The organism is Bacillus sp. PAMC28748, assembly GCF_014250415.1.
GTDB lineage: Bacteria > Bacillota > Bacilli > Bacillales > Bacillaceae > Bacillus > Bacillus licheniformis.
The window spans coordinates 2,049,849-2,064,770 of the sequence record NZ_CP060192.1; the positions used below are offsets into that span (position 1 = coordinate 2,049,849).

Sequence of the window (14,922 nt, forward strand, 5' to 3'; positions counted from 1 at the left end):
GGAGAGGGGCGCGCATATTTGTCTGCCCTTTTCCCATTTTCATAAAGAAGAAAGCGGTGGTGTTGAAAATGGAAACGAAAGAAAATCCATGGTGGAAAAAAGCAGTCGTCTACCAAATTTATCCAAAAAGCTTTAAAGATACAACAGGAAACGGTGTCGGCGACATACGCGGCATCATCGAAAAGCTCGACTACATCAAGGAGCTCGCCTGTGATGTCATTTGGCTGACGCCGATTTATCAATCGCCGCAAAACGACAACGGCTATGACATCAGCGACTATTACAGCATCCATGAAGAATATGGAACAATGGCCGACTTTGAAGAGCTTCTTGAAGAGGCCCACAAGCGCGGCATAAAGGTGATCATGGATCTTGTCGTCAACCATACATCAACAGAGCACAGATGGTTTAAAGAAGCGGCGTCCGGCAAAGAAAATCTGTACCGCGACTTTTATATTTGGAAAGACATGAAGCCGAACGGCGCTCCGCCGACAAATTGGGAATCGAAATTCGGCGGCTCGGCGTGGGAGTTTCATGCAGAGAGCGGACAGTATTATCTCCATCTCTATGATGTGACACAGGCGGATTTGAATTGGGAGAATGAAGCAGTCAGAAAAAAAGTGTACGAGATGATGCATTTCTGGTTTGAAAAAGGAATCGACGGCTTCAGACTTGATGTCATCAATGTCATCTCAAAAGACCAGCGTTTCCCTGATGATGACGAGGGGGACGGACGCAGATTTTATACGGACGGGCCGAGGGTTCACGAGTTTTTGAATGAAATGAACAGGGAGGTTTTTTCAAAATATGACAGCATGACGGTCGGAGAAATGTCATCGACTACAATCGCAGATTGCATCCGGTATACAAACCCCGAAAGCCGTGAGCTCGATATGGTGTTTAACTTTCATCATTTAAAGGCCGACTATCCAAACGGGGAAAAATGGGCGCTTGCGGATTTTGATTTTCTAAAGCTGAAGAAGATTCTTTCTGAATGGCAGACGGAAATGAATAAAGGGGGCGGATGGAACGCATTGTTCTGGTGCAACCACGACCAGCCGCGGATCGTCTCACGGTACGGGGACGACGGAAAATACCGCAAAAAGTCTGCGAAAATGCTGGCAACCGCGATTCATATGCTTCAGGGAACGCCATACATTTACCAGGGAGAAGAGCTTGGGATGACCAACCCGAAATTCGATGACATCTCCCTTTACAGGGATGTCGAATCTCTCAATATGTACCGTATCCTGAAAGAAGCAGGGAAGCCGGAAGCCGAAATCATCGAAATCTTGAAAGCGAAATCCCGTGATAATTCGCGGACGCCGGTGCAGTGGAACGGAGAAGAAAATGCCGGGTTTACGGCGGGCACACCGTGGATTCCGGTGCCTGACAACTACAAAGAAATCAACGCAGAAGAAGCGCTCAACGATCCTGATTCGATTTTCTACCATTATAAAAAGCTGAATGAGCTCCGCAAGGAATTCGATATCATTACAACCGGCGATTATCAGCTCATACTGGAAGACGATCAAGAGCTTTACGCGTATTTGAGAAACGGAGCGGATGAAAAACTGCTGGTGATCAATAATTTTTACGGGAAAGAGACCGAGTTTCAGCTGCCTGACGATATTGATATTGAAGGCTATGATGCCAAGGTTCTCATTTCCAATGACACCGATCTTCCCGAGTCATTTAAACGCTTCACAGTGAAACCATATCAATCGATTGTTTATCATCTTGCCAAACCATGCTAAACTAAGCGTGGTGGTAAAAAAATGAAGATCAACAAGTATATGATGATTTACAAACAAATCGCGGAACAAATCGATCAAAGCATACTGAATGCCGGAGATATCCTGCCGTCTGAAAACGACCTTGCCGAACAGCACGACACCTCGAGGGAAACCGTTCGGAAAGCGCTGAACGTGCTTGCTCAGAACGGATATATTCAGAAGATTAAAGGGAAGGGGTCAGTCGTGCTGCACAGGGAGAAAATGCAGTTCCCGGTTTCCGGTTTGGTCAGCTTTAAGGAGCTTTCAGAAACGCTCGGAAAAGAGACAAGCACGACGGTCCATGAGTTCGGCTTGACGCATCCGGACGCATATATTCAAAAGCAGCTCCGCACTTCCGGAGATGAAGAGGTATGGCGGGTTGTCAGGTCGCGGAACATCAACGGAGAGCGTATCATCCTGGATAAAGACTATCTTATCCGCAAACACGTGCCGCTTTTAACGAAAGAAATATGCGAGGACTCGATCTATCAATACCTTGAAGATGAATGCGGGCTCGTCATCAGCTATGCTCATAAGGAAATTGTAGTCGAGCCATGTACGGCAGAGGATCAAGAGTATTTGGATCTGAACGGATACGAGCACATTGTGGTCGTGAAAAATTTCGTTTTTCTTGATGATACGACCTTGTTTCAATATACGGAAAGCAGACACCGCCTTGATAAATTCCGGTTTGTCGATTTTGCAAGAAGAGAAAAGTAGCACGGTTCGCCTGACGGCGGCCGTGTTTTTTTATGAAGCCGTTTCTCATTACGTCCGCATTGAATATGCTACAGCAGGTGTAAATGAGAAATGGAGGATGTAAGCAATGATTCATGAAACTGCAAAGATCGGAAAGAACGTGGTATTGGGAGAGTATGCCGTTATTGAAGAAAATGTGGTCATCGGGGACAACGTAACAATCGGCCATCATGCCATTATTAAAAAGGACACTCATATCGGCAGCGGGGTGAAAATCGGCGATTTGGCCGTCCTTGGCAAAGCGGCTTCTTCAAATAAAAAAATGGCTCGCCAGCCGAAGCAGGCAGGAGCCCCTTTGCGGATAGAAGATGATGCCATAGTTGGAGCAAGCGCTGTGATTTACCGAGACGTGCTGTTGGAACAAGGCGTCTTCGTGGGGGATATGGCGAGCATTCGCGAAAATGTCGCGATCGGCAGAGAAAGCATTATAGGACGCAATGCGATGGTTGAAAACAATACCAGAATTGGAAGTAAAGCAACAATTCAAACGGGCTGCTATATCACTGCTGATATGACGATTGAGGATGAAGTGTTTATCGGTCCCTGCTGTTCCACGTCAAATGATAAATATATGGGAAAGGGAAACTACCCGTATCAAGGTCCAACTATTAAAAGAGGAGCGAAAATCGGGAATAACGCAACATTGCTGCCGGCGGTTGTCGTCGGGGAGGGGGCGGTCATTGGAGCGGGTGCCGTCATTACAAAAGATGTTCCCGCAGGCAAAACGGCTGTGGGCAATCCAGGCCGGTTGATGAAGTGACGGTTTTTCATCTCAGCCGTGTTATATAACGTGTCTGCATAAAAAGAGAGATCATAGGATATAGAGCTTCAATATCTATTAAAGATCATTGCAGCCACAAATTGAAGAGGAATTGGGGGTGGAAAAATGTCCATTCGAAACGCGGTGATGAACGGGGGTTTTGAGACAGGTACCCTCTCGTCCTGGTTAGGCGTAAACGCATCTGTTACAAGCCAGTTTTCGCATTCAGGTTTTTTCTCTGCGAGATTTCTTGGCGGAACAGTCACATCATATATTGCTCAATTTGTTCCGGCCAGGGCGGGGGAAGGAAGCGAATTTCTTGTTTCTCTTGCGAGAGCAAGCTTTCTCCCGGCACCTTCTGTAACGATACAGGTTACTTATTTTGACAGTCAATTTAATTTTCTCGGATACGGGCTGTTTGCCACTGTGCCGTCAAGCAGAATACCGGCAGCCGAAAATGGGACATGGCTTGAAGTCTATCAAACAACTTCACCGGCTCCCTCTGGCACCACCCAGGCATTCATTTTGATCAACAACATTCCGCAGGCGGGAACTGCAAGTGTGCTTGTGGATGATGTTGCTCTATTGAGTGTTGAGGGTGGAGGAGGTCCAACAGGAGCGACAGGTCCGACGGGAGCAACAGGAGTAACGGGAGCCACGGGAGCGACAGGAGCAACAGGAGTGACAGGTCCGACAGGAGCGCCGGGTCCAACAGGAGTAACAGGTCCGACGGGAGTAACAGGCGCAACCGGCCCGACCGGTCCAACGGGAGCCACCGGCCCGACCGGAGCCACCGGAGCGACAGGTCCGACAGGAACGACCGGTCCAACGGGAGCCACCGGCCCGACCGGAGCCACCGGAGCCACCGGAGCGACAGGTCCAACAGGAGTGACAGGTCCGACGGGAGCAACAGGTCCGACAGGAGCAACAGGTTCGACAGGAGCGACGGGTCCGACCGGAGTGACAGGTCCGACGGGAGCAACAGGCGCAACGGGAGCCACCGGTCCGACGGGAGCAACAGGTCCAACAGGCGCAACGGGTCCGGGAAGTCTGTTGGGAACACCGGCGCAGTCAACTGACCCTGTTTCACTCACAGTTGGCAGCGAAACACCAATTCTAACGACAACTGTTACCTCTTCAGCTGGACAGAATATAAAACTCGATTCTATGGCTGAAGTTGATATTATCATAGGGCCAGCTACTACTTTTGAATACAGTATAATTTTTACATTGTATAGAAATAACAGCGCTATCGCACAAGTGTCTGTTGATTCTCAGGATGAAAAATCGGCAGGTTCGGTTCGTGTATATGGTGATATTCCTAACCTTACATGGGTTGATACACCAGGGGCAGGAACACAAACTTATGAGGTTAGAATTAATGTAACAGGGACTAACCTTTTGGCAGCCAATGTTAATACAAGAGCGCTAAATGCTGTAATCTTTGATTGATTGTAAAATGAAGAGTCCCCTTTAAGTTTTCATAAAGCTTAAAGGGGGTTTTTGTTTAAAAGATTCTAATGATAAATTATAAAATTTATCATTTATAGCGATTGGCGTTATAAAAATTCAAAGAAATAGAGTTTTATCCAAACGGTATACATAGATATTTCATATTTTGTTTGAGGGATATTATTATCTCAATTTTTGAGAAAGGGTGGTGAAACTTGATTGACCATTGAGAATCGAATAATAAATGGAGGGTTTGAAACCGGTTCTCTGCCGCCTTGGACAGGATTTAATGCCGTAGTTACTTCTAATTTCAGCCATTCAGGGATTTATAGTGTTAACTTGGTAACTTCATCGATTGGAATCTTAGCTCAGAGCTTTCTGGTTAACCCGGGAGAGAATTTTGAATTTGTTATATCTATTTCAAAAGCTAGCAGCGCTCCTAATCCTGCGATTGTAATAACAGTAGATTATTACAACTCCTCTTTTGACTTTTTGTCGCAGGGATTAAGCTTAACAATTCCAGTAAACCGTCTATCTGCAGTAAATGTGTGGAATGAAATATATGCTACAACGAATAGTGCTCCTCCTGGAACCGTTATAGGAGTGGTAACTATTCAAAAACTCCCTCTTAGTGGGGGGGCACCGATACTAATTGATGATGTTGCAATGATAACAATTGATCAACCAGGAGCGACGGGAGCAACCGGCTCAACAGGATCAACAGGCCCGACAGGCGCAACGGGAGCCACAGGTCCAACAGGAGTAACCGGGGCAACAGGAGCAACGGGTCCAACAGGGGCGACAGGCCCAACGGGTCCAACAGGAGCAACCGGCCCGACAGGAGCGACAGGCGCAACTGGCCCAACGGGAGCGACAGGCCCAACAGGGGCAACAGGCCCAACAGGAGCAACGGGTCCAACAGGACCAACGGGAGCAACCGGCTCAACAGGATCAACAGGCCCGACAGGCGCAACGGGAGCCACAGGTCCAACAGGAGTAACCGGGGCAACAGGAGCAACGGGTCCAACAGGGGCAACAGGAGCAACAGGCCCAACAGGAGCAACGGGTACAACAGGGGCAACAGGCCCAACGGGTCCAACTGGAGCGACAGGCGCAACAGGTCCGCCAGGAGCAACCGGCCCGACGGGAGCAACCGGAGCCACAGGCTCAACCGGTCCAAAAGGAGTAACAGGAGTAACAGGTCCGACAGGAGCAACAGGCCCAACGGGTCCAACAGGAGTAACCGGGGCAACGGGAGCGACGGGTCCAACAGGGGCAACAGGAGCGACGGGTCCAACAGGGGCAACAGGAGCGACGGGTCCAACAGGGGCAACAGGAGCGACGGGTCCAACAGGGGCAACAGGAGCGACAGGTCCAACAGGGGCAACAGGTCCAACGGGAGCAACAGGCCCAACAGGAGCAACCGGCCCGACAGGCGCAACCGGAGCAACGGGTCCAACCGGAGCAACGGGTCCAACAGGAGCAACAGGTCCGACGGGAGCAACAGGCCCAACAGGCCCGACAGGAGCAACAGGTCCGACAGGAGCAACCGGCCCAACAGGAGCAACAGGTCCGACGGGAGCAACAGGCCCAACGGGTCCAACAGGAGTAACCGGGGCAACGGGAGCCACAGGCGCAACGGGAGCGACGGGTCCAACAGGGGCGACAGGCCCAACGGGTCCAACCGGAGCCACAGGTCCAACAGGAGTAACCGGGGCAACCGGAGCAACGGGAGCGACGGGTCCAACAGGGGCAACAGGAGCAACCGGGGCAACAGGAGCGACGGGAGCAACCGGGGCAACAGGAGCGACGGGAGCAACCGGGGCAACAGGAGCGACGGGAGCAACCGGGGCAACAGGAGCGACGGGTCCAACCGGAGCGACAGGTCCAACAGGGGCAACCGGCGCAACGGGAGCGACGGGTCCAACCGGCGCAACGGGAGCGACGGGTCCAACCGGAGCCACGGGAGCGACAGGTCCAACCGGCGCAACGGGAGCAACAGGACCAACAGGAGCAACAGGACCAACAGGCCCGACAGGCGCAACGGGAGCGACAGGAGCAACCGGTCCAACGGGAGCGACAGGCGCAACCGGTCCAACGGGAGCGACAGGCGCAACCGGCCCGACAGGGGCAACGGGAGCCACAGGCGCAACGGGATCAACGGGTCCAACAGGTCCAACAGGAGCGACAGGTCCAACAGGAGTAACCGGGGCAACGGGAGCCACAGGCGCAACGGGAGCGACAGGCCCAACAGGGGCAACCGGCGCAACGGGAGCGACAGGAGCAACCGGTCCAACGGGAGCGACAGGCGCAACCGGCCCGACAGGGGCAACGGGAGCCACAGGCGCAACGGGAGCGACGGGTCCAACAGGGGCGACAGGATCAACGGGTCCAACAGGAGCGACAGGTCCAACAGGAGTAACCGGGGCAACGGGAGCCACAGGCGCAACGGGAGCGACGGGCCCAACAGGGGCGACAGGACCAACGGGTCCAACCGGAGCGACAGGTCCAACCGGCGCAACGGGAGCGACGGGTCCAACAGGGGCGACAGGATCAACGGGTCCAACAGGAGCGACAGGTCCAACAGGAGTAACCGGGGCAACCGGAGCGACAGGTCCAACAGGAGTAACCGGGGCAACGGGAGCCACAGGCGCAACGGGAGCGACGGGCCCAACAGGGGCGACAGGACCAACGGGTCCAACCGGAGCGACAGGTCCAACCGGCGCAACGGGAGCGACGGGTCCAACAGGGGCGACAGGATCAACGGGTCCAACAGGAGCGACAGGTCCAACAGGAGTAACCGGGGCAACCGGAGCGACAGGTCCAACAGGAGCAACAGGTCCAACCGGAGTGACAGGAGCAACAGGCCCAACGGGAGCGACCGGAACCACAGGAGCAACCGGCCCAACAGGTCCACAGGGTCCAACGGGTCCGCCGGGTGAAGCAGGAACAATGGGAGCAGCTGGTCCAACAGGACCAACAGGACCAGCCAGTCCACAAACTGCTATATTCTTTAACAATCTATTTGGGTCTACTACTGTTTACAATCCGCCAACGGTTCCTTTAAATACAGAAGTAACTGTTGTATCGGTTCCTAATGTATCGGTCACTAGTGGGCAAAATATTAAGGTGGATTATGCATTGGCTATAGAAGCTGTAAATACTGCAAACAGTAATATAATTTTTGAAATAAGGCTATATAGAGGAGGAACTTTAGTTCAAACAAGAATATTTAATAGGAGTCTCGCGGCTGCCGGCACTCAAAGGTTTCCATTAGCCAGCACAATTGTTGATACAGTTCCTGCCACCGCAACAGTTGATTATTCAGTTAGGGTAGCGGTAACAACGGCTTCAAATGTTACTTCCGCTGCAGCATTTAATAGAGATTTAAATCTCATTCGGTTCCCTTAAAGGGAGGGGGGAAAGCTAAATGGAGCTTTCCCCTTTTGAAGTTTCATATTAAGTGAAAGAACGTTGCTTTAAAGTTAATATAGTTTGATTCACTCGGATTTAACTTCTATAAATGTGTTTTAATCGTATGGAAAATAACGTGACCGAGCTTAGCAAGGAGACATAGTATATGTTAGCTTCATTCTCGAAAAGGGAATTGAAGCTAATCTAGTGAAAGGGAGGTAAAATCCTAGATGTCGATCCAAAATTTGGTTGTAAACGGCAGCTTTGAAAACGGGGCACTTCCACCCTGGGTAGGCCAAAATGCAACCGTCACAACTCAATTTTCTCATTCAGGTTTTTGGTCGGCAAGATTACTGGGCGGGGCTGTTACTTCTTTTATTGCACAATTTGTTCCAGTAGATGCAGGAGAAGGATTGGAATTTTTAGTTTCTCTAGCTAAAGAAGGTTTTCCTGCTCCATCGCCTCAGGTGCAAATTCAAGTGTCTTATTTTGATAGTTCATTTAACTTTTTAGGCCAAGGTCTCTTTTTAAATATCCCGTTCAACAGACTACCGATTGTCCAAAATAATACATGGCTTGAAGTCTATCAAACGACGACCCCAGCTCCAGCTGGCTCTACTATGGCTTTCATTTTGATTAATACTTTGCCGCAGGCAGGTACAGCGAATGTCATTGTAGATGATGTAGCACTATTAGATGTAGAAGGCGGAGGAACAGGTCCAACCGGCCCGACAGGTCCAACCGGCCCAACCGGCCCGACAGGTCCAACCGGTCCAACAGGAGCGACAGGCCCAACCGGTCCGACGGGAGCAACCGGCCCGACAGGAGCGACAGGCCCAACCGGTCCGACGGGAGCAACCGGCCCGACAGGAGCAACCGGCCCAACCGGTCCGACGGGAGCAACAGGTCCAACGGGAGCAACCGGCCCGACAGGCGCAACGGGAGCAACCGGAGCGACAGGAGCAACCGGCCCGACAGGAGCAACAGGTCCAACGGGAGCAACCGGCCCGACAGGCGCAACGGGAGCAACCGGAGCGACAGGAGCAACCGGCCCGACAGGAGCAACCGGCCCGACAGGAGCAACAGGTCCGACGGGAGCAACAGGCGCAACCGGCCCGACAGGAGCAACCGGCCCGACAGGAGCAACAGGTCCGACGGGAGCAACGGGAGCAACCGGAGCGACAGGAGCAACCGGAGCAACGGGAGCAACCGGCCCGACAGGCGCAACGGGAGCAACCGGTCCAACCGGAGCAACGGGAGCAACCGGCCCGACAGGTCCAACGGGAGCGACAGGCGCAACGGGAGCAACTGGAGCGACAGGCGCAACAGGTCCAACCGGAGCAACCGGCCCGACAGGTCCAACGGGAGCGACAGGCCCAACAGGCCCAACTGGAGCAACCGGCCCGACGGGAGCAACCGGAGCGACAGGCCCAACAGGTCCGACGGGAGCCACAGGAGCGACAGGAGCAACCGGAGCGACAGGAGCAACAGGTCCAACGGGAGCGACAGGCGCAACGGGAGCAACCGGCCCGACAGGTCCAACGGGAGCAACAGGTCCAACCGGAGCAACGGGAGCAACCGGCCCGACAGGCGTAACCGGAGCAACGGGAGCAACCGGCCCGACAGGAGCAACCGGAGCAACCGGAGCAACGGGAGCAACCGGCCCGACAGGCGCAACAGGTCCAACGGGAGCAACCGGCCCGACAGGAGCAACAGGTCCGACGGGAGCAACCGGCGCAACCGGAGCGACAGGAGCAACCGGCCCGACAGGAGCAACAGGTCCGACGGGAGCAACAGGCGCAACCGGAGCAACCGGCGCAACCGGAGCAACGGGAGCAACCGGCCCGACAGGTCCAACGGGAGCGACAGGCGCAACGGGAGCAACCGGAGCGACAGGCGCAACAGGTCCAACCGGAGCAACCGGCCCGACAGGTCCAACGGGAGCGACAGGCGCAACAGGTCCAACCGGAGCGACAGGAGCAACCGGAGCAACCGGCCCGACAGGAGCAACCGGCCCGACAGGAGCAACCGGCCCGACGGGAGCAACCGGAGCGACAGGAGCAACCGGAGCAACGGGAGCAACCGGAGCGACAGGAGCAACAGGTCCAACAGGAGCAACGGGAGCAACCGGCCCGACAGGTCCAACGGGAGCAACAGGTCCAACAGGAGCAACGGGAGCAACCGGCCCGACAGGTCCAACGGGAGCGACAGGCGCAACGGGAGCAACCGGAGCGACAGGCCCAACAGGTCCAACGGGAGCGACAGGCGCAACGGGAGCAACCGGAGCGACAGGCCCAACCGGAGCAACGGGAGCAACCGGAGCGACAGGCCCAACCGGAGCAACGGGAGCAACCGGCCCGACGGGAGCAACGGGAGCGACAGGAGCAACCGGCCCGACAGGAGCAACAGGTCCAACCGGAGCAACGGGAGCGACAGGTCCAACAGGTCCAACCGGAGCGACAGGTCCAACTGGCCCGACAGGTCCAACTGGCCCGACAGGTCCAACCGGCGCTTAATATTTAACGACTATTAGCAAATATTTTCCGTTTGTTTTTCCGGAACTTCGCTGGAATGCTATGCGAATGATTCAGGGGGCAGTAAACCTATGGTTTACTGCCTTTTTTCTATTGCTTATTTCTAAGAATAAAAAAACATCCCTGTCACTATTTTGTGAAAGGGATGTTTTTGATTGATTAGCCTTTACGTTGGCTAAATGATTGAATGGCTGAGACTACCTGATCCACATTGACTTGATCATGGCAGGGAAGGGTGATCGTATTTTGTTCCAGAAAAATGGAATTCGGTTTAATCTGCCTGTATTTGCGGCGGTAATAGGTAGTGCCGCTTAAACAATAAGTTCCGAAAGTCGACTCTATATGGCAGTCGCTCAAATATTGAATCAATTCGTCGCGAACGATGTTTTTTGGAACTTTGAAAACGGCGGATTGTATGTTGTGTACAACGTTAGGACCGATTTGTTGACTTTGGAATCCGAGGGGTTCAAGCTGTTCACTATATGCTTTCTGCTGAAGGTTTCTCCGATGAATGATGTCATCAAGTTTTTGGAGCTGTTTAATTCCAAGAGCGGCTTGGATATCGGATAATCTGTAGTTGTAGCCGAAATCTATAAAATCCAATTTTCCGTCAGAGATGGCAGCGCCATGGTTTAATTTGACCGAAAGCCAGTCTTTCAACTCTTCCCGGTCGGTTGTAATTGCCCCGCCTTCGCCTGTCGTAAGCAGCTTTCTTGGGTGAAAGCTGAAACAGGTGAGATCGGCAATTTTTCCGGATTTACAGCCGTATTCGCTGCTGCCGATCGCACAAGCGGCATCATCCACAAGGGGTAAGCCGTACTCCTTACAAATTTGCTTAATGTTGGTGATGCCTGTCGGGTTTCCAAGAGCATCTACAAAAAGAACGGCTTTTGTACGGGACGTGATTTGACTTTCCAGTTCTTCTGGAAGCATGTTAAATGTTTCAAGATCAACATCGGCAAAAACCGGCTTGGCTCCTAAATCTTCTATTACATTGACAGTGGCGGGGAACGAGAAGTCTGAGACGATTACTTCATCTCCGGGTTGCACGTTCAGGCTTTTAAGGCACATCGATAAAGCCGTTGTTGCCGATGTTGTTAAAAAAGCATGCTTTGCACTGACATACTGTCTCATATGATCAGCAAATGTTCTGACATAAGGGCCTTTTGTCAGCATGCCAGAGGAAAATATCTCCTTTAATTCTGCTTGCACTTCTTCAAATGTAATATACGGCTCGATCAATCTGATCATGAGAGATCCTCATCTTTCATTCTTCGGTTTTTAATCACCTTTGCCGGCACGCCTACTGCTATGCTGTACGGGGGAATATTGCGATTGACGACGGCATTTGCTCCGATTTTGGAGTGGGCGCCTATCGTAACGCCTGCTAGGATAGACGCACCGATCCCGATGTTGCAGTTTTCTTCAATATGAATAGGAGCGAATGTAAGCGGCGAAAACAAAATGGTACTGTCGGGTTTATCAGGATCGGTATGGTAAGCGGCATGCATCCGGACGTTCGGACCAATTCCTGCAAATTCTCCGATTGTAACCCCGCCGGCACCGTGTATAAAACATTGCTGTCCGATCCAGCTGTTTGAACCGATGACCAGGTCATGCTTATAATAGCCTTTTAAAATCGTGTCATGGCCGATATAAACGTTATCTCCGATATAGATGTTTTCCGGATGAAAAATGCGGACCCCGTCTTCGATAACGACGTTTTCGCCGCAGCCCCCAAGCTGGGAAAGAGTGAATTCACCTTTTCCTTCGCTTTTCCATTGTTTCAACAAAAGCGCCTCCTTTCTTATTGCTCCAAATTTTTTTTAATGCTTTCAGCTGTTCTTCTGATGCCTTCTTCCAGATCAACTTTAGCGCTGAAACCGAGCATCTCTTTTGCTTTATTGACCTGAGGGATGCGCAGTTCAATATCGGCTTCTTTTTTCTCCCCAAAGAAGATTTGTGATTTTGATCCGAGAACTCTGATAATCGTGCTTGCCAATCCGTATACGGTGATCACAGTGCGTTCATTGCCGATGTTGAAAGACTCTCCGACGGCTTCTTTCATCGTCAAACAGCGCAAAATTCCGTCGATCATGTCATCTACGTAACACCAGGCCCGGATTTGCGTTCCATCGCCGTGAATATAGATCGGCTCATCCAACAGAGCTCTGTGAACCATCGTTTTGATGGCGCCTTCGCCGACTTGTTCCGGTCCATAAACATTAAAAGGGCGGACGGTGACGGTCGGAAGCCCCAGTTCTTTAAAATAGGCATATGCCATATGCTCCTCGGCGAGTTTGCTGACAGCATATGTCCAGCGGGCTTCTCCCACCGCTCCTAAAACAGTATGACTGGTCTCGCGCGCTCTGAAAGCGATTTGGCCGAACACTTCGCTTGTACTGAAACAGACAACCCTTTTGCATTCGGTTAAACCGGCAGCCGCTTCAAGCAGATTGGCTGAACCGATCATGTTGACCTGCATCGTTTTAACCGGGTTTTGAATGACCGTGTCAATCCCAGCGATGCCGGCGGCGTGGACAATGTGGCTGGCCCCCTGGATCGCCTTTTTAAGCGCGTTCAAATCCAAAATGTCTCCCTGCACCACTTTCAAGTGAGGATGGTCCCGGTAAGGCTTATACCGGAGGGAGTCTCTTGAAAAATTGTCATATACGGTGACGCTGTTGCGCTCTATCAGCTTTCCTATTAAAGAGGATCCGATAAAGCCTGCTCCGCCAGTTATGAAAATATGCTGGCCGGATAACTCTGTCATATTGCTCATCAATTGTTCACCTGCTTGTTTCGTTTTTTTGACATACAAATCCCGCGACGGGAAAGTTGTTCAACTTCATTCCGAAAGTAGCGACTGATAAACAGCCAATGTTTTTTTGCTGTTTTTCACCATATCATGATGAACTTCTGCATACTTTCTTCCTTTCTGGCCGATTTCCGGCAGCATATCCCGGTTTTTCAGTACACTTTCTATCACCTCTGTAATGTTGGCGGGATTTGCTCTTATGAGAGGCAGTTCGGAAGGATAGTGATCCTTCATAAAATCACTGATCCAGCAGATAACGGGTTTCCCCATTGCCATCGATTCGACGGCAAATAATCCGTTGCTTCCGATATGAAGCTGATCAATGATCAAATCCGCCTTTTGATAGATTTTCTTTGCCTGTTCATGAGAAACCCCTTGTACTAGGTGAAAATGAAAATCGTATTTTTCTTTTAAAGATTCCACCGCCTTAAGGATGTGGCGGGTTCCTTTTATTCCGGGAGAGGTGGGGGCATGAACGATGAGCGGCTTTTCATTTGACCTGTAGTCGGGAGTATAGCGGTCAAGCTGGATCATGGTCGGAATCATGTGGACATGCTCATAATAGTCTTTTACATACTCGTAAAGCTCCATATCGGCGACGATGCAGTGCTGGACATATTGGGAAATTCGTTTGAGGTGGTATCGAATTCGAGCTTCGTTTTTCGTTTTAACAACGGCGTATGGATTTGTTTTAGCCAATGTTGAATAAAGCCTCACATCGCTGCCCCAATGATGCATGACCATTGGTTTCTCAGCCTGTTTTAAAATGGGATAATCCGACATGTCCAGCGTGAAGCTTGTGCCGAAATGAAAATGGAACAAATCATAGGATGGCAGGAGATCATTGGCAAGCCTTCTCAGCTTCGCATTCATGGCGGGCGTATTGCGTTCTTTCAGCAATGACCAGGTGTAGTCGGCAGCGTAATTTAAATAATACGGATAGTAATTTAAAGTGTGGGCAAGCGCGCCATGCTGTGAGAGCCCTTTAGCCAAGGTATTCATTTGATTGGCGATTTCCATTGTGCCTTGCAAAATGCGGATTTGCCCAGCCGGAGGTTCGGTTTTTTCGTCAACAGGAAGGTCAAGCTTCGGCGCGCTTGCGGTTTCTGCTCCATCTCCTTTTTGAAGATAGGCTGCGCTTTCTTTTTCCCTTCCGGTGCGCAGGCACACTTTTCCCATCAGCAGATTTAAAGATCTGTTTTCAGGAAAAAGATCTAGCCCTCTCCAGAGCCACAGCCAAGCGTTATGGTCATGGCCGAGATAAACAGAAAGAGAGGCTTGAAGAAAATAAAAGTCAGGCTCGTTATGCGATCCCTCGGCTTCCCACTCCTTTAGGCGCTTCATGGCTTTGTTCCACTCTTTTTGTTCCAGACAATGAATGATATCTGATTTGAAATCTTTCATGATGAC

General features: G+C 51.4%; 10 protein-coding genes. 6 read left to right on the top strand and 4 right to left on the bottom strand.

All coding sequences use genetic code 11. From position 1 onward, the window contains the following. Window positions 1-68: 68 nt before the first annotated feature. The 6 genes from treC to H7F26_RS10445 all read left to right on the top strand — a co-directional run bounded on the left by treC (window position 69) and on the right by H7F26_RS10445 (window position 10,676). On the top strand, window positions 69-1,757 hold the full coding sequence (treC, locus tag H7F26_RS10420; RefSeq protein WP_003179746.1) for an alpha,alpha-phosphotrehalase: 1,689 nt from the start codon (window positions 69-71) through the stop codon (window positions 1,755-1,757). Window positions 1,758-1,778: 21 nt separating this feature from the next. Then, the gene (gene treR / locus H7F26_RS10425) at window positions 1,779-2,495 is read left to right on the top strand and encodes a trehalose operon repressor (protein WP_003179748.1); all 717 of its coding nucleotides are present in this window, start codon (window positions 1,779-1,781) and stop codon (window positions 2,493-2,495) included. A gap of 106 nt (window positions 2,496-2,601) precedes the next feature. Beyond that, window positions 2,602-3,294, top strand: coding sequence for an N-acetyltransferase (locus tag H7F26_RS10430; protein WP_185855269.1), 693 nt, complete (start codon window positions 2,602-2,604; stop codon window positions 3,292-3,294). A gap of 126 nt (window positions 3,295-3,420) precedes the next feature. After that, window positions 3,421-4,746, top strand: coding sequence for an NTTRR-F1 domain (locus H7F26_RS10435; protein ID WP_061576136.1), 1,326 nt, complete (start codon window positions 3,421-3,423; stop codon window positions 4,744-4,746). A gap of 219 nt (window positions 4,747-4,965) precedes the next feature. After that, window positions 4,966-8,157: an NTTRR-F1 domain gene (locus H7F26_RS10440; protein WP_185855270.1), complete on the top strand. Its 3,192-nt coding sequence runs from the start codon at window positions 4,966-4,968 to the stop codon at window positions 8,155-8,157. A gap of 233 nt (window positions 8,158-8,390) precedes the next feature. Next, window positions 8,391-10,676 (top strand): NTTRR-F1 domain, encoded by a 2,286-nt coding sequence (locus H7F26_RS10445; protein WP_228767665.1) that lies wholly within the window; start codon window positions 8,391-8,393, stop codon window positions 10,674-10,676. Window positions 10,677-10,853: 177 nt separating this feature from the next. Here H7F26_RS10445 and H7F26_RS10450 read toward each other — a convergent pair whose 3' ends face one another. The 4 genes from H7F26_RS10450 to H7F26_RS10465 form a co-directional block, all read right to left on the bottom strand. Continuing rightward, complete coding sequence (locus H7F26_RS10450) at window positions 10,854-11,945, bottom strand: DegT/DnrJ/EryC1/StrS family aminotransferase (protein WP_003179756.1); 1,092 nt, start codon at window positions 11,943-11,945, stop codon at window positions 10,854-10,856. After that, the gene (locus H7F26_RS10455; protein ID WP_016886263.1) at window positions 11,942-12,484 is read right to left on the bottom strand and encodes an acyltransferase; all 543 of its coding nucleotides are present in this window, start codon (window positions 12,482-12,484) and stop codon (window positions 11,942-11,944) included. The genes H7F26_RS10450 and H7F26_RS10455 overlap by 4 nt, the downstream gene beginning before the upstream one ends. Before the next feature lie 17 nt (window positions 12,485-12,501). Further along, window positions 12,502-13,476, bottom strand: a complete 975-nt coding sequence (locus H7F26_RS10460; RefSeq protein ID WP_003179761.1) for an NAD-dependent epimerase/dehydratase family protein — start codon at window positions 13,474-13,476, stop codon at window positions 12,502-12,504. Between the two features lie 66 nt (window positions 13,477-13,542). After that, entirely contained in the window at window positions 13,543-14,916 is a 1,374-nt protein-coding gene (locus H7F26_RS10465) for a glycosyltransferase (protein WP_017474312.1), read from the bottom strand. Window positions 14,917-14,922 lie beyond the last annotated feature (6 nt).